The sequence below is a fragment of the Stutzerimonas stutzeri genome, from assembly GCF_002890915.1.
In the GTDB taxonomy this organism is placed as follows: Bacteria; Pseudomonadota; Gammaproteobacteria; order Pseudomonadales; family Pseudomonadaceae; genus Stutzerimonas; species Stutzerimonas stutzeri_AF.
In genome coordinates, this window is sequence record NZ_POUT01000001.1 from 586,008 (window position 1) to 611,284 (window position 25,277).

24 protein-coding genes are annotated in these 25,277 nt (G+C 67.8%); 17 read left to right on the forward strand and 7 right to left on the reverse strand.

Annotation, left to right across the window (positions count from 1 at the left end):
- Positions 1 to 49: 49 nt before the first annotated feature.
- The 6 genes from CXK94_RS02780 to CXK94_RS02805 all read right to left on the reverse strand — a co-directional run bounded on the left by CXK94_RS02780 (position 50) and on the right by CXK94_RS02805 (position 10,380).
- Positions 50 to 1,597, reverse strand: coding sequence for a methyl-accepting chemotaxis protein (locus tag CXK94_RS02780; protein ID WP_102893182.1), 1,548 nt, complete (start codon positions 1,595 to 1,597; stop codon positions 50 to 52).
- A gap of 102 nt (positions 1,598 to 1,699) precedes the next feature.
- Positions 1,700 to 3,007, reverse strand: coding sequence for a DUF1329 domain-containing protein (locus tag CXK94_RS02785; RefSeq protein ID WP_102893183.1), 1,308 nt, complete (start codon positions 3,005 to 3,007; stop codon positions 1,700 to 1,702).
- An 18-nt stretch (positions 3,008 to 3,025) separates the two neighbouring features.
- Positions 3,026 to 4,924 carry a DUF1302 domain-containing protein gene (locus tag CXK94_RS02790; RefSeq protein ID WP_219726479.1) on the reverse strand — a complete coding sequence of 633 codons (1,899 nt, stop codon included), beginning with the start codon at positions 4,922 to 4,924 and terminating at the stop codon, positions 3,026 to 3,028.
- A gap of 44 nt (positions 4,925 to 4,968) precedes the next feature.
- The gene (locus CXK94_RS02795) at positions 4,969 to 7,425 is read right to left on the reverse strand and encodes an efflux RND transporter permease subunit (protein ID WP_102893185.1); all 2,457 of its coding nucleotides are present in this window, start codon (positions 7,423 to 7,425) and stop codon (positions 4,969 to 4,971) included.
- A gap of 10 nt (positions 7,426 to 7,435) precedes the next feature.
- Positions 7,436 to 8,446: a YCF48-related protein gene (locus CXK94_RS02800; protein WP_102893186.1), complete on the reverse strand. Its 1,011-nt coding sequence runs from the start codon at positions 8,444 to 8,446 to the stop codon at positions 7,436 to 7,438.
- Between the two features lie 233 nt (positions 8,447 to 8,679).
- On the reverse strand, positions 8,680 to 10,380 hold the full coding sequence (locus tag CXK94_RS02805) for a sigma-54-dependent Fis family transcriptional regulator (RefSeq protein WP_102893187.1): 1,701 nt from the start codon (positions 10,378 to 10,380) through the stop codon (positions 8,680 to 8,682).
- Between the two features lie 354 nt (positions 10,381 to 10,734).
- Between CXK94_RS02805 and CXK94_RS02810 the strand changes: the two genes are divergently transcribed.
- The 16 genes from CXK94_RS02810 (at position 10,735) to CXK94_RS02885 (ending at position 23,297) form a co-directional block, all read left to right on the forward strand.
- Complete coding sequence (locus CXK94_RS02810) at positions 10,735 to 11,007, forward strand: phenol hydroxylase subunit (protein WP_102893188.1); 273 nt, start codon at positions 10,735 to 10,737, stop codon at positions 11,005 to 11,007.
- A gap of 59 nt (positions 11,008 to 11,066) precedes the next feature.
- Positions 11,067 to 12,056 carry an aromatic/alkene monooxygenase hydroxylase subunit beta gene (locus CXK94_RS02815; RefSeq protein WP_102893189.1) on the forward strand — a complete coding sequence of 330 codons (990 nt, stop codon included), beginning with the start codon at positions 11,067 to 11,069 and terminating at the stop codon, positions 12,054 to 12,056.
- A gap of 11 nt (positions 12,057 to 12,067) precedes the next feature.
- On the forward strand, positions 12,068 to 12,337 hold the full coding sequence (locus CXK94_RS02820; protein ID WP_102893190.1) for an MmoB/DmpM family protein: 270 nt from the start codon (positions 12,068 to 12,070) through the stop codon (positions 12,335 to 12,337).
- Positions 12,338 to 12,347: 10 nt separating this feature from the next.
- Entirely contained in the window at positions 12,348 to 13,880 is a 1,533-nt protein-coding gene (locus CXK94_RS02825) for an aromatic/alkene/methane monooxygenase hydroxylase/oxygenase subunit alpha (protein ID WP_102893191.1), read from the forward strand.
- Between the two features lie 65 nt (positions 13,881 to 13,945).
- Complete coding sequence (locus CXK94_RS02830) at positions 13,946 to 14,305, forward strand: phenol hydroxylase subunit P4 (protein WP_102893192.1); 360 nt, start codon at positions 13,946 to 13,948, stop codon at positions 14,303 to 14,305.
- A gap of 10 nt (positions 14,306 to 14,315) precedes the next feature.
- A complete protein-coding gene (locus CXK94_RS02835) occupies positions 14,316 to 15,377 on the forward strand; it encodes an NADH:ubiquinone reductase (Na(+)-transporting) subunit F (RefSeq protein ID WP_102893193.1) in 1,062 nt (353 codons plus the stop codon).
- Positions 15,378 to 15,386: 9 nt separating this feature from the next.
- Positions 15,387 to 15,701 (forward strand): 2Fe-2S iron-sulfur cluster-binding protein, encoded by a 315-nt coding sequence (locus CXK94_RS02840; protein ID WP_102893194.1) that lies wholly within the window; start codon positions 15,387 to 15,389, stop codon positions 15,699 to 15,701.
- Positions 15,702 to 15,743: 42 nt separating this feature from the next.
- On the forward strand, positions 15,744 to 16,667 hold the full coding sequence (locus CXK94_RS02845; RefSeq protein ID WP_102893195.1) for a catechol 2,3-dioxygenase: 924 nt from the start codon (positions 15,744 to 15,746) through the stop codon (positions 16,665 to 16,667).
- 27 nt (positions 16,668 to 16,694) lie between these two features.
- On the forward strand, positions 16,695 to 18,155 hold the full coding sequence (locus CXK94_RS02850) for a 2-hydroxymuconic semialdehyde dehydrogenase (RefSeq protein WP_102893196.1): 1,461 nt from the start codon (positions 16,695 to 16,697) through the stop codon (positions 18,153 to 18,155).
- Positions 18,156 to 18,165: 10 nt separating this feature from the next.
- Positions 18,166 to 19,014, forward strand: coding sequence for an alpha/beta fold hydrolase (locus CXK94_RS02855; protein WP_102893197.1), 849 nt, complete (start codon positions 18,166 to 18,168; stop codon positions 19,012 to 19,014).
- An 11-nt stretch (positions 19,015 to 19,025) separates the two neighbouring features.
- Positions 19,026 to 19,811 carry a 2-oxopent-4-enoate hydratase gene (gene dmpE, locus CXK94_RS02860; RefSeq protein WP_102893198.1) on the forward strand — a complete coding sequence of 262 codons (786 nt, stop codon included), beginning with the start codon at positions 19,026 to 19,028 and terminating at the stop codon, positions 19,809 to 19,811.
- A gap of 26 nt (positions 19,812 to 19,837) precedes the next feature.
- Positions 19,838 to 20,740, forward strand: coding sequence for an acetaldehyde dehydrogenase (acetylating) (locus tag CXK94_RS02865; RefSeq protein ID WP_102893199.1), 903 nt, complete (start codon positions 19,838 to 19,840; stop codon positions 20,738 to 20,740).
- Between the two features lie 32 nt (positions 20,741 to 20,772).
- Positions 20,773 to 21,813 (forward strand): 4-hydroxy-2-oxovalerate aldolase, encoded by a 1,041-nt coding sequence (gene dmpG, locus CXK94_RS02870; RefSeq protein WP_102893200.1) that lies wholly within the window; start codon positions 20,773 to 20,775, stop codon positions 21,811 to 21,813.
- A complete protein-coding gene (gene dmpH / locus CXK94_RS02875) occupies positions 21,810 to 22,604 on the forward strand; it encodes a 2-oxo-3-hexenedioate decarboxylase (protein ID WP_102893201.1) in 795 nt (264 codons plus the stop codon). The genes dmpG and dmpH overlap by 4 nt, the downstream gene beginning before the upstream one ends.
- A gap of 14 nt (positions 22,605 to 22,618) precedes the next feature.
- Positions 22,619 to 22,840, forward strand: coding sequence for a 4-oxalocrotonate tautomerase (locus CXK94_RS02880; RefSeq protein WP_256046209.1), 222 nt, complete (start codon positions 22,619 to 22,621; stop codon positions 22,838 to 22,840).
- Positions 22,841 to 22,856: 16 nt separating this feature from the next.
- Positions 22,857 to 23,297 (forward strand): GlcG/HbpS family heme-binding protein, encoded by a 441-nt coding sequence (locus CXK94_RS02885; protein WP_102893203.1) that lies wholly within the window; start codon positions 22,857 to 22,859, stop codon positions 23,295 to 23,297.
- Between the two features lie 98 nt (positions 23,298 to 23,395).
- Here CXK94_RS02885 and CXK94_RS02890 read toward each other — a convergent pair whose 3' ends face one another.
- Complete coding sequence (locus CXK94_RS02890; protein ID WP_037042654.1) at positions 23,396 to 24,160, reverse strand: SDR family NAD(P)-dependent oxidoreductase; 765 nt, start codon at positions 24,158 to 24,160, stop codon at positions 23,396 to 23,398.
- A 251-nt stretch (positions 24,161 to 24,411) separates the two neighbouring features.
- On the opposite strand from CXK94_RS02890, the gene phnC reads away from it, so the two are divergent.
- A complete protein-coding gene (phnC, locus tag CXK94_RS02895; protein WP_037042655.1) occupies positions 24,412 to 25,242 on the forward strand; it encodes a phosphonate ABC transporter ATP-binding protein in 831 nt (276 codons plus the stop codon).
- The last annotated feature ends 35 nt before the right edge of the window (positions 25,243 to 25,277 follow it).

A 25,277-nucleotide genomic window follows, 5' to 3' on the forward strand; every position in this document is an offset into this window, starting at 1 on the left:
ATCTGGATGTAACGGCCGCGAACAAATCCTCGGCTCTCCGTGTTGGTTGTCAATTCATCTGCATGAGCAAGGCTCGTTGCCGCCCGGCCTGGCGGCTGACCTCGTCCGCCACGCCATAGCTGTCGTGCTGCAGCTGCAGGCTGTGGCGGGCCAGCTCCTGCAAGGCGCAGAGCTTCTGGTTGATCTCTTCGGCCGCCGCGCCCTGCTGCGTGCCCGCCTCGGCGATCTGCCCGCTGACGGCGGCGATGTCGGCGACATGGCGGGTGATGTCGGCCAGCGCCCGGGACGTGGCCGCGACCTGCTCGACGCTGGCCCGCGATTGTTCCAACCCCTGCTGCATGCGGCTGACCACCTCGCCCGTGCCCTGGCGCAGGGCCTCGATCATCTGCTGGATCTCGTCGGTGGAAGCCTGGGTGCGCCGCGCCAGGGAGCGCACCTCGTCGGCGACCACGGCGAAACCGCGGCCGTTGTCGCCGGCCCGGGCGGCTTCGATGGCGGCGTTCAAGGCCAGCAGGTTGGTCTGTTCGGCGATGCCGCGAATCACTTCGAGGATGCCGCCGATGGCCTGGCTGTGCCGGCTCAGCACGCCGATCGCTTCGGCGGAATGGTCCAGGGTGCCGGCCAGCGCGCCGATGCGCTGCTGCGCGGCGCTGGCCCGGTCCTGCCCCTCGACGCTGAGCCTCTGCGCCTGGCGGGTCAGCTCGGCGGCATGGCCGGTGTTGCCGGCCACTTCGCGGATGGTCGCGCCGAGCTGTTCGACCGCCGCGCTGATCGCGTCGAGCGCCTGTTGCTGCCGCTCGGCCGCACGGTTGCCGCTGCCGAGCAGCTCGCGGGTGCGCTCGGCCTGGCTGGCGACCCGTCCGCTGCTGTCGCCGATGCGCGCCACCATCGAGGCCAGGCGGGCCTCCTGCAGGCGGTTGCCCAGCTGCAGTTGGCCGATTTCGTCGATCCGCCCGGTGTAGATCAGTTGCTTGATCGGGTGCTCGACCAGGCGCCGGCTCTGCGCCACCAGCCGGGCGAACGGACGCGCATGCAGGCTCAGCAGCAGCCAGCAGAACGCGCCACAGCCCGCCAGCAACGCCAGCGCGAAAGCCGGCGCGGTGTTCGCCGCCAGCAGGCCGAGCGGGGCGAACGCCAGCGTGGCCAGCAGCACCTGCGCACGGGTCCGGCCCAGCCAGCGCCAGCGCAATGCCGCCGGCTGCCGGCCCTGGCTGCGGATGCGATAGATATCGCCCGCGCGCTGGATGGCGGCGACATCCGGCAGGTGGTAGATCGCCTGGTATTCACTGACCACGCCGCCGTCGAACACCGGGCTGATGAAGGCATCGACCCAGAGCGGCTGGCCGTCGGCGCGGCGGTTCTTCATCATCCCCATCCACGGCTGGCCGCGGCCGAGGGTCGCCCACAGGTCCTTCAACGGCCCGTCCGGCATGTCCGGATGGCGCAGCATGGATGCCGGCTGCCCGGTCAGGGCGTCCGCGCTCCGGCCGAGGTGCCGGCACAGCGCCGGGCTGGCGTAGAGGATGTTGGCCTGGCTGTCGGTCAGCAGCACGAGCTGGTCGCGCAGCGGGTCCGATGCGTTCGCGTTGTTCTGCATGATTGGGTTCCTGCACGGCACCCGGCGCACCGGCACGAGGCCGGCCGGCGCGTCAGGCGGGGAAGGTTGCCGCCCGGCAGGGGCACCGGGCGGCGCGGCGGGTCAGTTGCCGGTGGCGCGCATGTGCTGCACGCTGAACATCTCCGGCGGGCTCAGCTTGGCGTCGACCACCCCCTTGAACTGGCCGGAGGTGCAGTGCATGGCCTGCACGTCGATCATGCTGAAGCTGTCGTCGATCGACACGCCGCTGCCCTGGTTGACCGGCAGGTGGTGGTCCGGGTGGGCCTGGCCGATGGTGAAGGTCTTCCACAGCGCGCCCTTGCGGTCGTAGGAGATGGTGCGCGGCACGGTGAAGGTCTGCGCGTCCATGTAGTGCACGCGCTTGGCCAGCGGGTGGCTGGCGTCCACCGGCGCGGCCTCGACCTCGTAGACCTTGCGCAGCTGCCAGGTGATCTCCGGGAAGCAGCCGCCCTGGCCGCCGAAGGCCACCACCTGGTAGCCGTCGCCGTCCTTGTGCGTCTCGGCGTCGAGCTTGAGCTCGTTGTGGTTGTAGAACGGCATCAGCATGTAGCGGGTGCCCTTGTAGCTCCAGTTCATGTCGGAGATGCGCCCGTTGTAGCCCTCGAAGTCCTCGATCATCAGGTCCGAACCGAGGAAGGCGTCGGTCACCTGGCCGGTGGCCAGGCGGCGCACGCGGCGCTGGAAGCCGAGGTAGAGCCAGGAGTTGTCGCGCTTGAGGTCGTCCTCGGCGCGGTGGATCAACAGCTGGGTGTTGCGCACGTCATGCGGCTCCTGCACGTTGACGTAGATGCCGCGGAACAGTTGCGAGGGGTTGGGGGTGATCGCCGGTGTCGGTTCCTGGATCACCCGCCCGGTGAAGTTGAGGAAGTGGAAGTTGAACTTGATGGTGCGCTCGACCTTGCCCGAGTTCATGTCACGGTACTTCCAGTAGAACGGGTAGATCGCCGCGCTGTCGCCCCAGTTGTAGCCGTACTTGTAGTTCCAGGCCAGCTTCTCGCCGGCGCGCGGATCGTTGGCGTCCGGCTCCTGGGGGAACGGCCGGCCGGCGGCCCAGCCCTCGATCTCGCCCGGCTTGGCGCCCAGCCTGACCTTGTCCATGCCGTTGCGGGTGGCCTCGACGTACTTGGGGTTGAGGTCGAAGGAGGTGGTCTCGCCGACCTTCAGCGCGGCCCAGCCCTTCTCGATGAAGCTGTAGAAGGCAGGGTCGATGATCTCCTTGAATCGCGCGACGTTGGACTGGTCGATGGTCATGCCGACGCTCAGGCCGTCGAAGCCCGGCTTGCCCTCGGCGTAGGGCTGGAAGGAGTTCCCCACCACGTCCGCGCGGGCGGCAGCGGCGAGCAGCGCCAGGCCCAGGGCGCTCAGACGGAAGATGTTCTTGTTGTTCATAGTGTCCGTTCCTCGTGATCAGAAGCTGTAGCGCAGGGTCAGTTGCAGTTCGTCTTCCTTCTGCGCCATGCCGATGGGGCCGGCGCGGAAGCGGCCGAGTGGCTCGTAGCCGCCCAGGCCGAGGGTGTAGCCGGCCGGCTGGCCGGCGCTGGTGAAGGGGTCCCAGGGGTTGCAGCTGCGGCAGTCGTCGAACTCGCGGGCGCCGCGGCCGACCTTGACGTTGGCGCCGGCGATGATCCGCAGGTTGTCGTTGAACAGGTACTCGACGCTCGGCGCGATGGCGGTGGCCTGGGCCTTGAAGTCGTGCGCGGCGAGCAGCTGCGGGCTGAGGCGGTCGTTCATCCACCAGCCCTTGAACAGCAGGGTGGCGATCCAGTTCTGCTCCCAGTCCGGCATGCCGGCCTTGCCCCAGGCGCGCTTCTCCTCCTGGTGCTCGTGGATGTGCTGGCCGAACAGCTGGCCGGAGATGAGGAAGGCGCGGCCCGGGTTGAGGAAGGGGATGAACACGTTCTTGTCGGCGCCGATCACGTAGCGGGTCACGTCGGACTCGGAGAACAGCCGCGACTGCAGGGTGTTGGCGAACTCCTCGCCGGAGGTGTGCGCCACTTCGAAGCGGAACACCGTGTCGATGGCCTGCGAGTAGTAGTCCAGCGAGCCGCCGACCAGGTTGACCCGCGGGAAGTGGATGTCGAAGGCGATCAGGCTCGGCCACACTGCGGTCTCGCCGGTGAAGGCGTTGGTCGCCGGGATGCCGCCGCGCAACGAGGGCAGCTGCGAGCGATAGGTCAGCGCGTTGAGGCTGAAGCCGAGGTCGCCGTAGACCCCTTCGAGCTTCACCCCGAACTGGGTGTTGGACAGGCTCCACGACGGCATGTGCGCCTTGCGGATACCGATCTGCCCGGGGCCGAAGTCGGTGGCCAGGCCGCCGGCCGGACTGGCGCCGGCGAAGTTGGCCACCGTGCCGCCGTTCTCCCACAGGTTGTTCATGCCGCGGAAGAAGCAGGCCGCATCGAGGATCGCGTTGGGCGTGCCGCACTGGCCGAGGTTGTGCGGGCGGAACTTGTCGAAGTTCCAGACGAACGACAGGTTGAGGTCGTCGAACACCTCGCCGGCGCCCATGCGCCAGTCGGCCTTGGCGATCCACATCGGGATGCGGATGTCCTCCAGCTCGTCGTAGATGTTGTTGCGCGAGAAGTCGACCGGGTTGATCACGTCGAGCACGCGGAACAGGTCGGTGCGGCCCCAGATCACCTGCTGCTTGCCGACCCGCCAGCTGACCATGTCGCCGTTGGGCAGGCCGTGGTCGAAGTCCAGGTACAGCTCGCGGATGAAGTCCAGGCGCTCGTTGAATTCGGGGAAGCGCAGGTCGTTGGTGTCCGCATCCAGGTAGTCGTCGATGCAGCCGCGGCTGTCCTTGTCGCAGGGCCGCACCGGCACGCCGAAGCCGACGCCGCCGCGGGTCCGGTGCAGGTTCTCGCCGAGCACGATCATGCCCTCGTTGGGGTTGCGCGCCGGGTCGAAGCCGAGCAGCGTGCCGGGCACGGTCAGCCCGCCGCCATGCGCCACCGAGTTGCCGCCGGCGGTGTTCTCCAGCTGGATGGCGCCCCCCGCGCCGCTGCCGTACTCGCTGGAGTTGAGGTCGTAGACGCCGTCGTAGGTGCCGCGGAAGGTGCCGTGGAACTTGATGTTGCGAAACGCGCCACGGTCTTCCAGCACGCGGTCGGCATTGAGCTGCAGGGTGTTGCGGAATTTCGACAGGCCGGCCGAATCACGCACGTGGGTGGCGTTCTCGTAGTAGCCGGTATAACGGGTTTCTTCCTCGGCCAATGCGCTGGCCAGGGGCATCAGGGTCACGCCGGTAGCGCCGAGCATGGCGAGTCCCAGGGTGCGCAGGTTTTTTCTTGTTGTTCTCTGCATGGCAGTTCCTCTTGCGATCAGGGGTGGGGGCAGCGCGTCCGGCCTCAGGCCGGGGACGCCGTCCCCTGTGGCAGCCCGGCCTCGACCCGCGGGGTCGCCGGCAGGGATTCGGCGGGCAGATCGTGATCGGCGTGGATGATCCCGTCCTCGTCTGCGTAGGCATCGGTGATGAAGCGCGGCTTGAACACCAGCACCCAGGCGGGCACCAGCAGCATCGAGGTGAAACCGTTGAGCACGATCATCACGCACAGCAGCAGCGCGGCGTCGGCCTGGAAGCGCAGGTCCGAGAGCAGCACCCACATGACGATGCCGGCCATCAGGGTCATGGCGGTGAAGCTCACCGCCATGCCGGTGGTGGCGATGGCGCGGTGCACGGCGGCGGCCAGCCGGCCGCTCTTGACCATCTCCTCGCGGATGCGGTCCATCATGTAGATCGAGTAGTCGATGCCCACGCCGATGCCGACGGCGATCACCGGCACCGTGTTGATGTCGATGCTCATGCCGGCCAGGCCCATGTAGGCGTAGGTCAGCACGGTGGCGAAGAGCATCGCCATCAGCATCATCAGCCCGGCGTGCCAGCTGGTGTAGAAGACCATGACGAAGGCGAAGATCAGCAGGAACACCAGCGGCAGCACCAGCAGGTTGGTGTCGAAGGCCGACTCGTTCATCGCCGCGGCGACGCCCAGGGTGCCGCCGGCCAGGCGGATGGAGAGGCCGGGCACCTCCTCGCCGTGCTCGGCGATCCACTGCTTGGCCATGTGCATGGCGCGGCGGATGGTCTCGCCCTGGCGGTCCTTGTAGTAGAAGACCAGGTTGGCGATGCGGTCGTCGGTGTCGTTGAACTCGTTGAGCGCGCCGGGGATCGGGCTGGAGGCCATGTAGGTGAACATCAGCCCGCCGACGTAATCGGCGTCATGCGGGATCTGGAACCAGCGCGGGTCGTCGTTGTGCATCAGCCGGTTGACCTGCTTGATCAGATCCGGCAGGCCCTTGCTGCCGCCCACCGAGGGGTCGGCGAGCATGTGCGCCTGCAGCGCCTGCAGCGCGCCGAGCACCTCGGGGCGCTTGATGCCGCCCTTTTCCGCATGCTCGGCGATGATGTACAGCTCCTCGGAGCCGGGGAAGCGCTGGTTGATCTGCTTGGAGGAGACGTTGTAGTCGTGCTCCGGATAGAGGATCGGCGAGCCCGGCTCGGAGTCGCCGATGGTCACCTGCGACGAGGCCCAGAGCCCGGCGAGGATCGCCAGTGCGGCGCAGCCCAGCAGCTTGCCGGCCGCGCCGGGGCGGGCGACGGTCGCGGCGCAGACGCCGCCGACGTGGCGCAGGAAGGTTTCCTTGATCTGCGGGTTTTTCGGCGTCGGCAGGATCGACAGCAGCAGCGGCACGCCGATCAGCACCGAGAAGATCACCGTGGTCGCCCACAGCGAGGCGTAGATGCCCAGCTTGGTGTTCAGCGCGATGGAGCCGATGGCGATCAGCGCCAGGCCGATGGCGTCCGAGGCGATGCCCAGGGTGCCGGGGCGGAACAGGCTGTCGAAGGTGGCGCGCGCCGCCAGCGGGCCGTCGCCGAGCGCGCGCACCTCGGCGTAGTAGCGCTCGACCAGCTGCACGCCGTGGCTCATGGCCCGCGCGGCGATCAGGAAGGGAATCACCAGGCCCAGCGGATCGAGGTTGAAGCCCAGCAGGCTGATGATGCCCAGGCCCCAGACGGTCGACACCAGCACCCCGCCGAGCGGGATCAGCACGCCGTAGGCCTTGCGGAAGTGGAACACCAGCAGCGCCAGCATCGCCAGCACGGTGCACAGGAAGATCTGCAGGATCTGCTCCATGTAGGTGTAGGCCCAGCCCACCAGCACCGGCTGGCCGGTGGCGTAGATCTTCACCCCGTCGCGCGCCTCGCCCTGGCGCAGCGCCTGCAGCTGGGCGAAGGTCTGTTCATAGTCGAGCTGGCCCTCGATCAGCTGCGCCTTGACCAGCGCCACCTTCAGGTCCGGTGACACCAGCGGGCCGTAGACCCGCGGGTTGGCCACCACGTCGGCCTTCATCGCCGCCAGTTGCTCGTCGTCCAGCGGGCCGAATTCGGGCTGGTAGTAGGGCTCGGAGTTGATCGAGCCGACCTCGGTCAGCCAGATCTTGCGCGAGTTGCGGTGGGTCAGGCTGCTGACCAGGTTGTGGTTGACCCCGGGCAGGCTGTCGACGCCCTGGGTGAGGCGGTCGATGGTCGCCAGGTTGGCGTTGCTGAACAGGTCGCCGTCGGCGAACTCGACGCCGATCACCAGTACGTTGGCGCCGCCGAAGGTGTCCTTGATGCCGTTGTGCAGCTGGATGTAGGGATGCTGCTGCGGCAGCAGGTCGGCGAAGTCGGTGTAGATCTTCAGCGCCGGGATGCGCGTGGCGAACAGCAGCGTCAGCGCGGCGATGACCAGCAGCACGCTGCGCGGATGGCGGAACAGCCAGACCTTGGCCAGGTAGAAGACATGCGTGAACTGATGCAGGGACATGGCATGGGCCTCACTGGGCTTGGGCGGCGGTCAGGGACGGGCGGGTATCGAGGCCGAGCAGCAGCCCCTTGCCGCCGGCGACGGTCAGGCGGTGCTCGGCGGTCATCGCCGCGGCGCGCAGGTAGACCGGCTCGCTGGGCAGCGCCAGGGCCTGCCAGCGGTCGCCGGCCAGGCGCAGCACGCTGCTATGGTCGCCGATGGCGAACAGGCCGTCGGCTCCGGCGCTGAAGGCGAAGATCGGCGCGCGGGTCGGCGTGTCCTGGCGCTGCCATGTCTCGCCGCCATCGGCGGTGTGGTAGATGAAGCCGTTGAGACCGCCGACCCAGCCTTCGGCGAGGCTGCGAAAATGCGCCGCGTGGGGGTAGAACTCGTCCGGCAGGCTGCCGGCGGGCTCCCAGCTCTGGCCGCCGTCCTCGCTGGTGAACACCAGGCCGAACTCGCCGGTGGCCACCGCCTGCCGCTCGTCGATGAACTGCAGGGTGGTCAGCATGGCGTCCTCGTCCAGGCTGCTGGTCTGCCAGCTCGCGCCCCGGTCGCGGCTGCTGAGCAGGGTGCTGTAGCTGCCGGCGACCCACCAGCTGCCATCCGGCGCGCAGGTGGCGGTCATCATCTGCTCCTGGCTGGGCAGTTCGACGCGGCGCCAGCTGGTGCCGTCGTCGGCGCTGTGCCAGAGGCCTCCGGCGAAATCCAGGGCGACGAAGCTGCCGTTGGCGCAGGCGTCGAGGTCGATGACGTGGGCGCCACGGGCGATCTGCCGGCGTTGCCAGCTGGCGCCCTGGTCGCGGCTGGCCAGCAGCACGCCGTCATTGCCGGCCAGCAGCGTCACCCGCGGCGTGCCGGCCATGGCCTGGTAGTAGTCGATACGCTGGCTCGGCTGGTCCGCCTGCCGGTGCACGGCGGTCAGGTCGAGGGCGGCTTCGCAGCCACTCAACAGCACGGGAAAGCCAGCCAGGAGGAGAGTGCGCAAGGCGCTGGCGCGCGGAGCGGCACCACTGCGCACGAAAGCAGGGGAATGCGGCATTACGGGTCACCACTAGCTATTTGTTTTTGTTGAACAGCGGTGCATAGGCCATAGCAACCGCTGTGCCATGGCCTGGGCAGGGCCGTTCCTAGTGGTTAACCATTTGATTTGAAAGGGTTTGTCTTGAAAGATGCGGCGCGAGGAGGAATCCCGGCACGCCGCGGGCGCTTGAGCAAATCATCAAATCGAGTGGGGCGGATTGTCGATTTGATCAACCCGGCGAAGCGCCGCCCTCACTGTTGCGGATAGGCCGGGTCGAGCTTCTTCAGCCGGTAGGCCAGCGCCGGCCGGGTCAGCCCGAGCAGGCGCGCCGCCTGCGAGATGTTCTGCCCGCTGCGGCTCAGCGCCTCGCGCATCAGCCCGGCCTCGACGTCCTCCAGGCTGATGCCCTGGTCGAGGATCTGCTCGAGCCAGCCCTCGCCACGGGTGGACGGCTGCTGCACCAGTTCGCCCTCGCTGGACAGCTGGTCGCCGCCGCCGGTGGTCGTCGCCAGGCCCGGGAACATCGCCTCGATGCTGATGCTTTCGTTGTGGTCGGTGAGGATCACCCCGCGTTCGAGGACGTTCTCCAGCTCGCGGATATTGCCCGGCCACTGGTAGTGCAGGCAGGCCTCCAGCGCACGGTCGGACAGGCCGAGGGTCTTCTTGCCGTATTCCTCGTGGTGCTTGCGCAGGAAATGCTCGGCCAGCAGCGGGATGTCCTCGACGCGCTCGCGCAGCGGCGGGATGTGCACCGGGAAGACGTTGAGCCGGTAGAACAGGTCGGCGCGAAAGCGCCCGGCCCTGACCGCCTCCTCGAGGTTCTCGTTGGTGGCGGCGATCACCCGCACGTCGATCTTGCGCGTGCGGTCGCCGCCGACCCGTTCCAGCTCGCCTTCCTGCAGCACCCGCAGCAGGGTGGCCTGGGCCCGCGGGGTCAGCTCGATCACCTCGTCGAGGAAGATGGTGCCGCCGTTGGCCCGCTCGAAGCGCCCGGCGCGCGCGTTGACCGCGCCGGTGTAGGCGCCCTTGTCGACGCCGAACAGTTCCGACTCGATCAGGTCCGGCGGGATCGCCGCGCAGTTGACCGCGACGAAGGGCTGCTCGGCCCGCTCGCTGCGCAGGTGCACGCTGCGCGCGATCACCTCCTTGCCCACCCCGGTCTCGCCCAGCAGCAGCACCGAGACCTTGCCACGCGCCGCCTTGTCGATGGTCTGGCAGATGCGCTTGTAGGCCGGCGACTGGCCGATGCCGTAGTACTGGCCGTCGTACTTCTGCAGGCGGCTGCGCAGGTTGGCCACCTGGGTCTGCAGCTCGTAGAGCTCCTCGATGATCGGGTCGCTCTTGAAGTAGGCCTGGAAGGTGCTGGTGTCGCCCCATTCCTCGGCGGTCTTGCCGATGATCCGGCACTTGTCGTCGCCGCGCCCGCGGCAGCTGACTTCCTGGAAGATGATTTCCCGGCCCATGAACGCCGAGCTGTAGCTGCAGGCATAGCCCAGCAGGGTCCAGCAGGCCGGCTCGTCCATCAGGCCCAGCTCGGTCTGGCAGATTTCCACCTCGAAGGAGTCGATCCACTCGATCTCGACGTGGAAGAGCCCGCTCTGGATGTCGATGTCCACTTCCAGCGGGCGCACCTTGACCAGCCCCTTGAGCGAATGCAGCTGCGGCCCGGCGAGGAAGATCTCCAGCTCGCTGCTGTCCGGGCGCAGCTTGCGCGCCAGCTCGGCATCCTTCAGGCCGGACTGGTAGCCCAGGCGCAGGAAGAAGCCCTTGGCCCGCTCGACGCCGATCAGGCTGATCATCTCGCGGCGGAAGCTGGCCAGCGAAGACAGCTGCATCAGCAGCATGCGCTGCTCGCCGAGCCAGATCTTGCCTTCGGTGGTGACGAAACGGATCTGGCTGCTGAGGTCCTGCAGATCCGCATATTGCATCTCGGGCTTGTATTTAAGTGCCATTGGGCGCCCCTTGTTTTCTTCTTGTAGGGATGAGCCGCCAGCCTTGCGTCGGCGGATCGAGGCAGAACGATGACTGTCTGGTCACCCGCAAGATGGAATGCTTTTGCCGCGGGATTTTCAACCAAATGATTAAATCATTTGCGCAACGCACCTCTCCCGCATTGATCAATTGATCAATCCCTTCCCCTTCCGCAGGCCTGCCCCAACGGCCCGCCAACCCCCTCGCCAGCTACCCGCAACTGGAAATAAACGCTTGGTTTTCAGTGAGTTGGTTTCGCCCGGCGATTCCTCTCGCGCCGTTGGCACAGCGGTTGCTGACGTCCCTCGGCAAGCAGCGCAACCCGGGAGAGGGCCATGGCCGTGTCGGAAAACAGCTTCGAACAATTCAAGCGCTACGTCCGTGTTCGCAGCGCACCGGGCGCGCGCTTCGTCGAGTTCGACTTCGCCATCGGTTCGCCGGAGATGTTCGTCGAGCTGGTGCTACCACGCGACGCCTTCGAGCTGTTCTGCCGGCACAACCGGGTCGAGCACATGGATGCCGCGATGGCCGCGATCGTCGACGCGGACATGGTCAAGTGGCGCTTCGGCGAGGCCGGCTCGCGCATGCCCAGGCCCGCCGACCGCTAGCGCGAGCGCGGCGCCCACCTGGCAACCGGATACCACAAAAACAACAAGGTACGGTCAAGATGAGCATAGAGATCAAGACGCACACGGTGGAGCCGATCCGCCAGACGTTCAGCCATATCCGCCGGCGTTTCGGCGACAAGCCGGCCAGCCGCTACCAGGAAGCCAGCTACGACATCGAGTCGAAGATCAACTTCCACTACCGGCCGCTGTGGCAGCCCGACAAGCTGCTCAACGACCCTGCCCGCACCTGCCTGAGCATGCGCGACTGGTACGCGGTCAGCGATCCGCGCCAGTACTACTACGGCGCCTACGTGCAGACCCGTGCGCGCATGCAGGAAACCACCGAGCACGAGTTCGCCTTCTGCGAGAAACGCGGGCTGCTCCAGCGTCTGAGCGTTGAGCAGCGCGAGCGGGTGCTGCGCGTGCTGATCCCGCTGCGCCACGCGGAACTGGCGGCGAACATGAACAACAGCGGCATCGCCGCCGACGGCACAGCCTCCACCGTCACCCAGATGCACATCTACCACGCCATGGACCGCCTCGGCATCGCCCAGTACCTGTCGCGCATCGGCCTGCTGCTCGACGGCGGCACCGGCACCTCGCTCGACGCGGCCAAGCAGCAGTGGCTGCTCGACCCCACCTGGCAGCCGCTGCGCCGCCTGGTCGAGGACAGCCTGGTGGTCAGCGACTGGTTCGAGCTGAGCCTGCTGCAGAACCTGGTCAGCGACGGCCTGCTGTTCCCGCTGATCTACCAGAAGTTCGACGAGACCTTGAGCGCCGAGGGCGCCGGCGACGTCGGCCTGCTCACCGAGTTCATGCGCGGCTGGTTCGCCGAAAGCGCCCGCTGGGTCGACGCCATGGTCAAGACCGTGGCCGCCGAGAGCCCGCAGAACCGCGCGCAGATCGAAGCCTGGATCGACCACTGGCAGGGCCGGGTCGTCGAGGCGCTGGCGCCGCTGGCCGAGGTCAGCACCGGCCAGGCCGCGCTGGCCGAGGTGCAGCAGGCCTTCGCCGCGCGCCTGAAGAAACTCGGCCTGTTCAACCAGTGAGGGAGCCCGTCATGTCACTCGTTTATATCGCCCTGCAGGACAACGACAACGCCCGCTACCTGGTGGACGCCATCACCGCCGACAACCCCCACGCGGTGGTCCAGCACCAGCCCGCGATGATCCGCATCGAGGCCGAAGGCCGCCTGGAGATCCGTCGCGACACCATGGAAGAAAGGCTCGGCCGCGACTGGGACGTGCAGGAAATGCTGCTGGACGTGATCACCATCGGCGGCAACGTCGACGAGGACGACGAGCGTTTCGTCCTCGAGTGGAAGAACTGAGGAGCCCGTGATGAGCAACAACAAGAAACTCGGCCTGAAAGACAAGTACCGCTACCTGACCCGCGACCTCGACTGGGAGCCCAGCTACCAGAAGAAGGAAGACATCTACCCCTACGAGCGCTTCGAGGGGATCAGGATCACCGACTGGGACAAGTGGGAAGACCCCTTCCGCCTGACCATGGACGCCTACTGGAAGTACCAGGCCGAGAAGGAGAAGAAGCTCTACGCCATCCTCGACGCCTTCGCGCAGAACAACGGCCAGCAGAACATCTCCGACGCGCGCTACGTCAACGCGCTGAAGCTGTTCCTCAGCGGCATCACCCCCTGCGAGTACCAGGCGTTCCAGGGCTTCGCCCGGGTCGGCCGGCACTTCGGCGGCGCCGGCGCGCGGGTCGCCTGCCAGATGCAGGCGATCGACGAGCTGCGCCACGTGCAGACCCAGGTGCACGCCATGAGCCACTTCAACAAGCACTTCGACGGCATGCACGACTTCGCCCACATGCACGACCGCGTGTGGTTCCTCTCGGTGCCCAAGTCGTTCTTCGACGATGCGCGCACGGCGGGGCCGTTCGAGTTCCTCACGGCGATCTCGTTCTCCTTCGAGTACGTGCTGACCAACCTGTTGTTCGTGCCGTTCATGTCCGGCGCCGCCTACAACGGCGACATGGCCACCGTCACCTTCGGCTTCTCGGCGCAGTCCGACGAGGCGCGGCACATGACCCTGGGCCTGGAGGTGATCAAGTTCCTGCTCGAGCAGCACGAGGACAACGTGCCGATCATCCAGGGCTGGATCGACAAGTGGTTCTGGCGCGGCAACCGCCTGCTCAGCCTGGTCGGGATGATGATGGACTACATGCTGCCGAACAAGGTGATGTCCTGGGCCGAGGCCTGGGAGGTCTACTTCGAGCAGGCCGGCGGCGCGCTGTTCAAGGACCTGGAGCGCTACGGCATCCGCCCGCCGAAGTACGTCGAGCACTGCATGGAGGCCAAGCAGCACGTCAGCCACCAGGCCTGGGCGACCTTCTACCAGTACAGCCAGGCCACCAACTTCCACACCTGGATGCCGACCGACGAGGAGATGGACTGGCTCTCGGCCAAGTACCCGCAGACCTTCGACCAGTACTACCGCGCGCGCTTCACCTTCTGGCGCGAGCAGCAGGAGAAGGGCGAGCGCTTCTACAACCCGACCCTGCCGCAGCTGTGCCAGGTGTGCCAGATCCCGACCATCTTCACCGAGCCGGGCGACCCGACCCGGATCAGCCACCGCAGCCACGTGCACGAGGGCGAGCGCTACCACTTCTGCTCCGACGGCTGCTGCGACATCTTCAAGAACGAGCCGCAGAAGTACGTGCAGGCCTGGCTGCCGGTGCACCAGATCTACCAGGGCAACTGCGGCGGCGCCGACGTCGAGTCGGTGGTGCGCGACTACTACCGGATCAACCTCGGCGAGGACAACTTCGACTACGCCGGCTCGCGCGACCAGCGCCGCTGGCAGCAGTGGAAGGACGGCACGCCCACCGAGGAGCTGCCCGAGGCCAGCTGAACGACCCGCGACAACGGGGCGGTCAGCGCCGCCCCGTCCCATTCCAAGAACAAGAGGGACACCCCATGACCGTCAAAGCGATCGGCGAATACCGTTTTCGCCCGCTCGATGTGCAAGAGCACTTCCATGGCAACCAGCTGCTGTACGTCGGCTGGGACCGCCACCTGATGTTCTGCTCGCCGCTGGCGCTGCTGGTGGCGCCGACCCTGAGCTTCGCCGAACTGCTCGACCAGGTGATCGCGCCGGCCTTCGCCGCCCACCCGGACAGCGCCGCCGCCGACCTGCGCCGGGCCACCTGGTACCTCAACGATGAGCCGTTCCAGCCCGAGCTGTCCGCCAGCCTGGCGGCCAACGGCCTGCGCCACAAGGACATGCTGCGCCTGGACACGCCTGGCCTGAACGGCATCGCCGGCTCCTGCAGCTGAGGGTATCGCCATGAGCTATCAAGTGACCATCGAACCGACCGGCGAACAGATCGAGGTCGAGGAGGGCCAGACCATCCTCCAGGCGGCCCTGCGCCAGGGCGTCTGGCTGCCGTTCGCCTGCGGCCACGGCACCTGCGCGACCTGCAAGGTGCAGGTGCTCGACGGCGAGGTCGAGATCGGCGCCGCCTCGCCCTTCGCCCTGATGGACGTCGAGCGCGACGAAGGCAAGGTGCTGGCCTGCTGCGCAATGCCGCAAAGCGACCTGACCATCGAAGCCGACATCGACATCGACCCGGACTTCGCCGGCCATCCGGTGGAGGACTATGCCGCCAGCGTCAGCGCCATCGTCGAGCTGTCGCCGACCATCAAGGGCCTGCGGCTGAAACTGGATCGGCCGATGGCCTTCCAGGCCGGCCAGTACGTCAACCTCGAGCTGCCGGGCATCGACGGCAGCCGCGCCTTCTCGCTGGCCAACCCACCGGGGCGCGCCGACGAGGCCGAGCTGCATATCCGCCTGGTCGAAGGCGGCGCGGCGACCACCTTCATCCACCGGCAACTGCAGGTCGGCGACCGGCTCAAGCTGTCCGGCCCCTACGGGCAGTTCTTCGTGCGCGGCTCGCAGCCCGGCGACCTGATCTTCATCGCCGGCGGCTCGGGGCTGTCCAGCCCGCAGTCGATGATCCTCGACCTGCTGGCGCAGGGCGATACGCGCCAGATCACCCTGTTCCAGGGCGCGCGCAACCTCGCCGAACTGTACAACCGCGAGCTGTTCGAGCGGCTCGCGGCCGAGCACGCCAACTTCCACTACGTGCCGGCGCTCAGCCAGGCCAATGACGACCCGAGCTGGCAGGGGTTCCGCGGCTTCGTCCACGACGCCGCCAAGGCGCACTTCGACGGCCGCTTCGGCGGGCACAAGGCCTACCTGTGCGGGCCGCCACCGATGATCGACGCGGCCATCTCCACGCTGATGCAGGGCCGCCTGTTCGAGCGCGACATCTTCATGGAGCGCTTCTTCAGTGCCGCCGACAACGCGGTCGAGGCGCCCCGTTCGGCCCTGTTCAAACGCATCTGAGGTGAGCGCATGGAACCGTCCTACCGCATTACCGAAGTGACCAGCGGCGCCAGCTTCGCCTGCACCGGCGGCCAGAGCGTGCTGCAGGCCATGGAACAGCAGCAGCTGCACTGCCTGCCGGTCGGCTGCCGCGGCGGCGGCTGCGGCCTGTGCAAGGTGCAGGTGCTCAGCGGCGAGTTCGACTGCGGACGCATGAGCAGCAGGCACGTGCCCGAGCAGGCCCGCGTCCGGGGCCAGGTGCTGGCCTGCCGGCTGTTCCCGCGCAGCGACCTGGCCATCGAACGCCCGCCGCGACCCGAAACGCCCGGCATTCCCGCGCATTAGCGCCCCCGCAATGACCCAACAACAAAGACAAAAGGTGTCGACATGAAAAAAGGTGTATTGCGTCCCGGCCACGTGCAGCTGCGCGTGCTGGACATGGCCCAGGCCCTCGAACACTACGTCGAGCTGCTCGGCCTGATCGAGATGGATCGCGACGACAAGGGCCGCGTCTACCTCAAGGGCTGGACCGAGACCGACAAGTTCTCCGTGGTGCTGCGTGAAGCCGCCGAGCCGGGCATGGACTTCATGGCCTTCAAGGTCATCGACGACGCCACCCTCGGCCGCCTGACCGAGGACCTGGTGGCCTTCGGCTGCATGGTCGAAAGCATCCCTGCCGGCGAGCTCAAGGGCTGCGGCCGGCGCATCCGCTTCGCCGCGCCGTCCGGGCATCGCTTCGAGCTGTACGCCGAGAAGCAGATGACCGGCAAGTGGGGCCTGGCCGAGGTCAACCCGGAAGCCTGGCCGCGCGGCCTCAAGGGCATGCGCGCGACCCGCTTCGACCATGCCCTGCTGTACGGCGACGAACTGCCGGAAACCCTGCGGCTGTTCACCGAGGTGCTCGGCTTCAGCCTCGCCGAGCAGGTGCTCGACCCGACCGGCACGCGCATCGCGCAGTTCCTCACCCTGAGCATGAAGGCCCACGACGTGGCGTTCATCCACCACCCGGAGAAGGCCAAGCTGCACCACGTGTCGTTCTTCCTCGACACCTGGGACGACGTGCTGCGCGCCGCCGACCTGATCAGCATGACCAACACCTCGATCGACATCGGCCCGACCCGCCACGGCCTGACCCACGGCAAGACCATCTACTTCTTCGACCCCTCGGGCAACCGCAACGAGGTGTTCTGCGGCGGCGACTACCACTACCCGGACCAGCCCACCGTGACCTGGACCACCGACCAGCTGGGCAAGGCGATCTTCTACCACGACCGCCAGCTCAACGAGCGCTTCCTCACCGCGCTGACCTGATTTTTGCCTGACGAGAAGAGCGTGCACATGAAAGAAATCAGACACTTCATCAACGGCGAATACGTCGGCTCGGCCAGCGGCAAGCTGTTCGACAACGTCGACCCGGCCACCGGCCAGCCGATCGCCCGGGTCCACGAGGCCGGCGCGGCCGAGGTCGACGCCGCGGTCGAAGCGGCGCGCGCCGCGCTCAAGGGCCCCTGGGGGCGGATGAGCGTGGCCGAGCGCAGCGAGATCCTGCACCGCGTCGCCGACGGCATCAACGCGCGCTTCGACGAGTTCCTCGACGCCGAATGCCGGGACACCGGCAAGCCGAAATCCCTCGCCTCGCACATCGACATCCCGCGCGGCGCCGCCAACTTCAAGGTGTTCGCCGACCTGATCAGGAACGTGCCGACCGAGGCCTTCGAGATGGCCACTCCGGACGGCGCCGGCGCGCTGAACTACGCGGTGCGCCGGCCCAAGGGGGTGATCGGCGTGATCAGCCCGTGGAACCTGCCGCTGCTGCTGATGACCTGGAAGGTCGGCCCGGCGCTGGCCTGCGGCAACTGCGTGGTGGTCAAGCCATCGGAAGAAACCCCGAGCACCACCGCGCTGCTCGGCGAGGTGATGAACGCCGCCGGCGTGCCGCCGGGGGTGTACAACGTGGTGCACGGCTTCGGCGGCGACTCGGCCGGCGCCTTGCTCACCGCCCATCCGGGCGTCGACGCCATCACCTTCACCGGCGAGACCGGCACCGGCGAGACCATCATGCGCGCCGCCGCCAGGGGCGTGCGCCAGGTGTCGCTGGAGCTGGGCGGCAAGAATGCCGGCATCGTCTTCGCCGATTGCGACCTGGACAAGGCCATCGAGGGCACCCTGCGCTCGGCCTTCGCCAACTGCGGCCAGGTCTGCCTGGGCACCGAGCGGGTCTACGTCGAGCGGCCGATCTTCGACGAATTCGTCGCCCGCCTGAAGGCCGGCGCCGAGGCGCTGGTGATAGGCGAGCCGAACGATCCCCAGGCCAACTTCGGCCCGCTGGTCAGCCTCAAGCACCGCGAGAAGGTCCTTTCCTACTACCAGAAGGCCGCCGACGAAGGCGCCACCCTGGTCACCGGCGGCGGCGTGCCGCAGATGCCGGCGCACCTGGCCGGCGGCGCCTGGGTGCAGCCGACCATCTGGACCGGCCTGCCCGACGATTCGGCGGTGGTCACCGAGGAAATCTTCGGCCCCTGCTGCCATATCCGCCCGTTCGACACGGAAGAGGAGGCCATCGCGCTGGCCAACAGCCTGCCCTACGGCCTGGCCTCGGCGATCTGGACCGAGAACGCCTCGCGCGCGCACCGCGTCGCCGGGCGCATCGAGGCCGGCATCGTCTGGGTCAACAGCTGGTTCCTGCGCGACCTGCGCACCGCCTTCGGCGGCGCCAAGCAGTCGGGCATCGGCCGCGAGGGCGGGGTGCACTCGCTGGAGTTCTACACCGAGCTGAAGAACGTCTGCGTGAAGCTCTGAGGACCCGGCCATGAACGCACCCGAGCACAGCCCGGAAATCGGCCGCGAGATCCTCGCCGCCGGCTACCGCACCAACCTGCACGACCAGGGCCAAGGCTTTCCGCTGCTGTTGATCCACGGCTCCGGCCCCGGCGTCACCGCCTGGGCCAACTGGCGCGGGATCATCCCGCAGCTGGCGCGCACGCGGCGGGTGATCGCCCCGGACATGCTCGGCTTCGGCTACAGCGAGCGTCCGGCAGATAGCAAGTACGGCCAGGCGCGCTGGGTCGAGCATGCCATCGGCGTGCTCGACGCCCTGGGGATCGAGCGCGCCGATATCGTCGGCAACTCCTTCGGCGGCGGCCTGGCGCTGGCCCTGGCCATCCGCCACCCGCAGCGGGTGCGCCGGCTGGTGCTGATGGGCAGCGTCGGCGTCAGCTTCCCGCTCACCGCGGGGCTGGAGGCGGCCTGGGGCTACACCCCGTCGCTGGCCAACATGCGCGCGCTGCTCGACCTGTTCGCCCACGACCGCAACCTGGTCAACGACGAGCTGGCCGAGCTGCGCTACCAGGCCAGCATCCGCCCGGGCTTCCAGGAATCCTTCGCCGCCATGTTCCCGCCGCCGCGGCAGAACGGCATCGAGGATCTCGCCAGCAGCGAAACCGACATCCGTGCGCTGCCGCACGAGGCGCTGGTCATCCACGGCCGCGAGGACCGGATCATCCCGCTGGCGGCCTCGCTGCGCCTGGCCGAGCTGATCCCCAATAGCCAGCTGCACGTCTTCGGCCGGTGCGGCCACTGGACCCAGATCGAACACGCCGAGCGCTTCGCCCGCCTGGTCGAGGACTTCCTCGCCGAGGCGGATCGCGCCCATTCATGAGAGAGACCGTTATGGACAAGACATTGATCGACCAGCTCGGCGACGAGCTCTACCAAGCCATGGTCCAGCGCGAGACCGTGTCGCCGCTGACCAGCCGCGGCTTCGACATCGGCGTCGACGACGCCTACCACATCTCCCTGCGCATGCTCGAACGCCGCCTGGCGGCCGGCGAGCGGGTGATCGGCAAGAAGATCGGCGTCACCAGCAAGGCCGTGCAGAACATGCTCGGCGTGCACCAGCCGGACTTCGGCTACCTCACCGACGCCATGGTCTACAACAGCGGCGAGGCCATGCCGATCAGCGAGAAGCTGATCCAGCCGCGCGCCGAGGGCGAGATCGCCTTCATCCTCAAGAAGGACCTGATGGGCCCCGGCGTGACCAACGCCGAGGTGCTGGCCGCCACCGAGTGCGTGATCCCCTGCTTCGAGGTGGTCGATTCGCGCATCCAGGACTGGCAGATCAAGATCCAGGACACCGTGGCGGACAACGCCTCCTGCGGCCTGTTCGTGCTCGGCGATACGGCCGTCTCGCCGCGCCGGGTCGACCTGGTCACCTGCGGCATGCTGGTGGAGAAGAACGGCCAGCTGCTCTCCACTGGCGCCGGCGCCGCCGCGCTCGGCTCGCCGGTCAACTGCGTGGCCTGGCTGGCCAACACCCTCGGCCGCTTCGGCATCGGCCTGAAGGCCGGCGAGGTGATCCTCTCCGGCTCGCTGGTGCCGCTGGAGCCGGTCAAGGCCGGCGACTTCATGCGCGTCGAGATCGGCGGTATCGGCAGCGCCAGCGTGCGCTTCACCTGACCAGAACAAGAACAGGGGAAACACCCATGAGCAAGAAACTGAAAGCGGCCATCATCGGCCCGGGCAACATCGGCACCGATCTGGTGATGAAGATGCTGCGTTCCGAGTGGATCGAGCCGGTATGGATGGTCGGCATCGACCCCGAATCCGATGGTTTGAAGCGCGCCCGCGAGTTCGGCCTGAAGACCACCTTCGATGGCGTCGACGGGCTGCTGCCGCACGTGCTCGACGACGACATCCGTATCGCCTTCGATGCCACCTCGGCCTACGTGCATGCCGAGAACAGCCGCAAGCTCAACGCGCTCGGCGTGCTGATGGTCGACCTCACCCCGGCCGCCATCGGCCCCTATTGCGTGCCGCCGGTCAACCTCAAGCAGCACGTCGGCCAACTGGAGATGAACGTCAACATGGTCACCTGCGGTGGCCAGGCCACCATCCCCATGGTCGCGGCGGTGTCCCGCGTGCAGCCGGTGGCCTACGCCGAGATCGTCGCCACGGTGTCCTCGCGCTCGATCGGCCCGGGCACCCGCAAGAACATCGACGAGTTCACCCGCACCACCGCCGGCGCCATCGAGAAGGTCGGCGGGGCGAAGGAGGGCAAGGCGATCATCGTCGTCAACCCGGCCGAGCCGCCCCTGATGATGCGCGACACCATCCACTGCCTGACCGAGGGCGAGCCGGACCAGGACGCCATCAGCGAATCGGTCCGGGCGATGATCCGCGAGGTGCAGAAGTACGTACCCGGCTACCGCCTGAAGAACGGCCCGGTGTTCGACGGCAACCGCGTGTCGATCTTCATGGAGGTCGAGGGCCTCGGCGACTACCTGCCCAAGTACGCCGGCAACCTCGACATCATGACCGCCGCCGCGCTGCGCACCGGCGAGATGTTCGCCGAGGAAATCGCCGCCGGCACTATTCAACTGCCGTAGCGCGAAGCGGCACTGGCCTGAGGAGAACAACGATGAATCTGCAAGGCAAGAAGGTCACCCTGCACGATATGAGCCTGCGCGACGGCATGCATGCCAAGCGCCACCAGATCAGCATCGAGCAGATGATCGCCGTGGCCAGCGGCCTCGACGCCGCCGGCATGCCGCTGATCGAGATCACCCACGGCGACGGCCTCGGCGGCCGCTCGATCAACTACGGCTTCCCGGCGCACAGCGACGAGGAGTACCTGCGCGCGGTGATCCCGCGCCTGAAGCAGGCCAGGGTCTCCGCCCTGCTGCTGCCCGGCATCGGTACCGTCGACCACCTGAAGATGGCGCTGGACTGCGGCGTCTCCACCATCCGCGTGGCCACCCACTGCACCGAGGCGGACGTGTCCGAGCAGCATATCGGCATGGCGCGCAAGCTCGGCGCCGACACCGTGGGCTTTCTAATGATGGCGCACATGATCAGCGCGGAAAAAGTGCTCGAGCAGGCCCGGCTGATGGAGAGCTACGGCGCCAACTGCATCTACTGCACCGACTCGGCCGGCTACATGCTGCCCGACGAGGTCAGCGAGAAGATCGGCCTGCTGCGCGCCGAGCTCAGCCCGGCCACCGAGATCGGTTTCCACGGCCACCACAACATGGGCATGGCCATCGCCAACTCGCTGGCCGCCATCGAGGCCGGCGCCTCGCGCATCGACGGCTCGGTGGCGGGCCTCGGCGCCGGCGCCGGCAACACCCCGCTGGAGGTGTTCGTCGCGGTGTGCAAGCGCATGGGCGTGGAAACCGGCATCGACCTCTACCGGATCATGGATGTGGCCGAGGACCTCGTCGTGCCGATGATGGACCAGCCGATCCGCGTCGACCGCGACGCCCTGACCCTGGGCTACGCCGGGGTGTACAGCTCGTTTTTGCTGTTCGCCCAGCGCGCCGAGAAGAAATACGGCGTGCCGGCCCGCGACATCCTCGTCGAACTGGGCCGGCGCGGCACCGTCGGCGGCCAGGAAGACATGATCGAAGACCTCGCCCTGGACATGGCCAGGGCCCGCCAGAGCCAGAAGGTGAGCGCATGAACCGTACCCTGACCCGCGAGCAGGTGCTGGCCCTGGCCGAGCACATCGAGAACGCCGAACTGCAGGCCCACGACATCCACAAGGTCACCAACGACTATCCGCAAATGACCTTCGCCGATGCCTACGACGTGCAGTGGGAGATCCGCCGGCGTAAGGAGGCGCGCGGCAACAGGATCGTCGGCCTGAAGATGGGCCTGACCTCCTGGGCGAAGATGGCGCAGATGGGCGTCGAGACGCCGATCTACGGCTTCCTCGCCGACTACTTCAGCGTGCCGGACGGCGGCACGGTGGACTGCGCCGAGCTGATCCATCCGAAGATCGAGGCGGAAATCTCGGTGGTGACCAAGGCGCCGCTCAAGGGCCCGGGCTGCCATATCGGCGACGTGATCGCGGCGGTCGACTACGTGATTCCCACCGTCGAGGTGATCGACTCGCGCTACGAGAACTTCAGGTTCGACCTGATCAGCGTGGTGGCCGACAACGCCTCCTCGACCCGCTTCATCACCGGCGGCCGCATGGCCAGCCTCGAGGACGTCGACCTGCGCACCCTCGGCGTGGTGATGGAGAAGAACGGCGAGGTGGTGGAAGTCGGTGCCGGCGCCGCGGTGCTCGGCCATCCGCTGTCCAGCGTGGCGATGCTGGCCAACCTGCTGGCCGAGCGCGGCGAGCACATCCCGGCCGGCACCTTCATCATGACCGGCGGCATCACCGCCGCCGTGGCGGTGGCGCCGGGGGACAACGTCACTGTGCGTTACCAGGGGCTGGGCAGCGTTTCCGCCCGTTTCGTCTAAACCCACGGCCGGCCGTGGCCGGCCTTTTTCCAAGGAATAGCAGCATGCCCATCGCCCAGATCCATATCCTCGAAGGTCGAACCGACGAACAGAAGGAGACCCTGATCCGCGAAGTCAGCGAGGCCATCTCGCGTTCGCTGGACGCGCCGCTGGCCAGCGTGCGGGTGATCATCACGGAGATGCCCAAGGGGCACTTCGGCATCGGCGGCGAGCCGGCCAGCAAGGTCAGGCGCTGAAGTGGAGATGCCCGTCATGACGCTTCGGGTCGACGAACCCGACCTGCACTGGCAGGCCGCTCAGCGCGCGGTCGAGGCCGCGGTGGCCCAGGCCTGCGCGCTGGGCATCCGCATCCATGTGGCGGTGGTCGACCGCGCCGGGCACACCCTGGCCTACCTGCGCATGAATGGCGCCTTCCTGCATTCCGAGGGCATCGCCGTGGACAAGGCCTATACCGCCGCCAGCTTCGGCTTCCCGACCCGCGACTGGCTGCAGGTGCTCGACGAGAACCCGCGGCTGCGTATCGGCCTGCCGGCGCGCGAGCGACTGGTGCTGTTCGGCGGCGGCCTGCCGGTCCTGCTCGACGGCCGCTGCCTGGGCGGCATCGGCGTCTCCGGCGGCAGCGAAGACCAGGACGAGGCCTGCGCCGAAGCAGGGCTGCGGGCGATGCAGGCCGCACCCCTGCCAAAAGCCTGAAAAACATCGCCCCGAGGTCGGGCCTCCCACAAAAGCAGCCGGTGCACGCGGCCCCAGCGGGCGCGCCCTCGCGGCGATGCGGGCCGCAGGCCCGCTGCCTACTTGTCGCGATCGATATTGAACGGCGACCAGGCCTGGCGGGTGGGCATCACTTCCAGGCGATTGATGTTGATGTGGTCGGGCAGGGTGGCGACGTAGAAGATCTGCTCGGCGATGTCCTCGGCGCTCAGCGGTGTGGTGCCGCGGTACAGCCGGTCGCTGGCGGCCTGGTCGCCCTTGGTGCGGACCAGGGTGAACTCGGTCTCGGCCATGCCCGGGGCGATGTCGGTGACGCGCACGCCGGTACCCAGCAGGTCGCAGCGCAGGTTGTAGCCGAACTGCTCGACGAAGGCCTTGGTCGCGCCGTAGACGTGGCCGCCCGGATACGGCCAGTGGCCAGCCACCGAGCCGATGTTGACGATGCTGGCGCCCTTGCCGGTGGCGATCAGCGTCGGCAGCAGCGCATGGGTGACGTTGACCAGGCCGGTGATGTTGGTATCGATCATGGTGTGCCAGTCGGCGAGGTCGACCTGCTGCGCCGGCTGCGGCGCCAGGGCCAGGCCGGCGTTGTTGACCAGGCAGTCGACCTGGCGGAACGCCTCGGGCAGCTGCGCGACCGCCTGCTGCACGGCGGCGGCGTCGCGCACGTCGAGGGTGGCGGTGTGCACCGGGACTTTGGCCGACAGCTCGCCCTTCAGTTGCTCCAGGCGCTCGCTGCGCCGGCCGCTGAGCACCAGCGCCCAGCCGGCCTCGGCGAAGCGGCGGGCAGTGGCGCGGCCGAAGCCGGAGGTGGCGCCGGTGATGAATACGATCTTCTGTTTCATGCTCTTCCTCTTTTTCTGAAATGCCCGACCGTCGTGTAGGCGACGCGGCGTGACGGCATCCAGCTTAGGGGCCCCAGCCGCCGGCGGCAAAGTGCTTCGTGCGTTTATCGCCCAGCACCGCCCGCGAAAGCTTCATCGAATGGTCACGGCAGCTTCATGAACGCTTCGCCGGACTGCAACAGTCGCTGACTACCTTCTCGTCTAGACAAGTTGGCCGATCTCCCCGGCCGCGCAGACAAGAGGGCAAGACGATGAATGCGGCTATTCGAGTCGAGCGACTGAACAAGACCTTCGCCGGCAAGCAGGCGCTGTTCGACCTGGGCCTGGCGGTGCAGCCGGGCGAGATGGTGGCGCTGATCGGCGCGTCCGGTTCCGGCAAGTCCACCCTGCTGCGCCACCTGGCCGGGCTGGCCTGCTGCGACCGTTCCGCCGGCGGGCGCATCGAGGTGCTCGGCCGCGAGGTGCAGGCCACCGGTCGCCTGCATGGCGAGGTGCGCCGACTGCGCGCCGACATCGGCTACATCTTCCAGCAGTTCAACCTGGTCACCCGCCTCAGCGTGCTGGACAACGTGCTGCTCGGCTTTCTCGGCCGCATGCCGCGCTGGCGCGGTTCGCTGGGCATGTTCAGCGACGCGCAGAAGCGCCAGGCGCTGGCCGCGCTGGAACGCGTCGGCCTGGCCGAGCGCGCCGGGCAACGCGCCTCGACGCTCTCCGGCGGGCAGCAGCAGCGCGTGGCGATCGCCCGTGCGCTGACCCAGCAGGCCGAGGTGATCCTCGCCGACGAGCCCATCGCCTCGCTCGACCCGGAATCGGCGCGCAAGGTCATGGAAATCCTCGCCGACATCAACCGCCGCGACGGCAAGACCGTGGTGGTGACCCTGCATCAGGTCGACTACGCGCTGCGCTACTGCCCGCGCGCGGTGGCGCTCAAGGGCGGCCACATCCATTACGACGGCCCTTCGGCGGCGCTCAGCGACGGCCTGCTCAACGATCTCTACGGCGCCGACCTCGACGCCAGCCTGCTGTTCTCCGACCGCGCCCGCGCCGCCGAGACGCGGCCATTGCAACTGGTCAACGGCTGATCGCGGCCGGCACACCCGACAACCAACGCCACACC

Coding starts and splice junctions, on each gene's coding strand:
- CXK94_RS02780 (WP_102893182.1), bottom strand. CDS start 1,597: ATGCAGAACAACGCGAACGCATCGGACCCGCTGCGCGACCAGCTCGTG.
- CXK94_RS02785 (WP_102893183.1), bottom strand. CDS start 3,007: ATGAACAACAAGAACATCTTCCGTCTGAGCGCCCTGGGCCTGGCGCTG.
- CXK94_RS02790 (WP_219726479.1), bottom strand. CDS start 4,924: ATGCAGAGAACAACAAGAAAAAACCTGCGCACCCTGGGACTCGCCATG.
- CXK94_RS02795 (WP_102893185.1), bottom strand. CDS start 7,425: ATGTCCCTGCATCAGTTCACGCATGTCTTCTACCTGGCCAAGGTCTGG.
- CXK94_RS02800 (WP_102893186.1), bottom strand. CDS start 8,446: ATGCCGCATTCCCCTGCTTTCGTGCGCAGTGGTGCCGCTCCGCGCGCC.
- CXK94_RS02805 (WP_102893187.1), bottom strand. CDS start 10,380: ATGGCACTTAAATACAAGCCCGAGATGCAATATGCGGATCTGCAGGAC.
- CXK94_RS02810 (WP_102893188.1), top strand. CDS start 10,735: ATGGCCGTGTCGGAAAACAGCTTCGAACAATTCAAGCGCTACGTCCGT.
- CXK94_RS02815 (WP_102893189.1), top strand. CDS start 11,067: ATGAGCATAGAGATCAAGACGCACACGGTGGAGCCGATCCGCCAGACG.
- CXK94_RS02820 (WP_102893190.1), top strand. CDS start 12,068: ATGTCACTCGTTTATATCGCCCTGCAGGACAACGACAACGCCCGCTAC.
- CXK94_RS02825 (WP_102893191.1), top strand. CDS start 12,348: ATGAGCAACAACAAGAAACTCGGCCTGAAAGACAAGTACCGCTACCTG.
- CXK94_RS02830 (WP_102893192.1), top strand. CDS start 13,946: ATGACCGTCAAAGCGATCGGCGAATACCGTTTTCGCCCGCTCGATGTG.
- CXK94_RS02835 (WP_102893193.1), top strand. CDS start 14,316: ATGAGCTATCAAGTGACCATCGAACCGACCGGCGAACAGATCGAGGTC.
- CXK94_RS02840 (WP_102893194.1), top strand. CDS start 15,387: ATGGAACCGTCCTACCGCATTACCGAAGTGACCAGCGGCGCCAGCTTC.
- CXK94_RS02845 (WP_102893195.1), top strand. CDS start 15,744: ATGAAAAAAGGTGTATTGCGTCCCGGCCACGTGCAGCTGCGCGTGCTG.
- CXK94_RS02850 (WP_102893196.1), top strand. CDS start 16,695: ATGAAAGAAATCAGACACTTCATCAACGGCGAATACGTCGGCTCGGCC.
- CXK94_RS02855 (WP_102893197.1), top strand. CDS start 18,166: ATGAACGCACCCGAGCACAGCCCGGAAATCGGCCGCGAGATCCTCGCC.
- dmpE (WP_102893198.1), top strand. CDS start 19,026: ATGGACAAGACATTGATCGACCAGCTCGGCGACGAGCTCTACCAAGCC.
- CXK94_RS02865 (WP_102893199.1), top strand. CDS start 19,838: ATGAGCAAGAAACTGAAAGCGGCCATCATCGGCCCGGGCAACATCGGC.
- dmpG (WP_102893200.1), top strand. CDS start 20,773: ATGAATCTGCAAGGCAAGAAGGTCACCCTGCACGATATGAGCCTGCGC.
- dmpH (WP_102893201.1), top strand. CDS start 21,810: ATGAACCGTACCCTGACCCGCGAGCAGGTGCTGGCCCTGGCCGAGCAC.
- CXK94_RS02885 (WP_102893203.1), top strand. CDS start 22,857: ATGACGCTTCGGGTCGACGAACCCGACCTGCACTGGCAGGCCGCTCAG.
- CXK94_RS02890 (WP_037042654.1), bottom strand. CDS start 24,160: ATGAAACAGAAGATCGTATTCATCACCGGCGCCACCTCCGGCTTCGGC.
- phnC (WP_037042655.1), top strand. CDS start 24,412: ATGAATGCGGCTATTCGAGTCGAGCGACTGAACAAGACCTTCGCCGGC.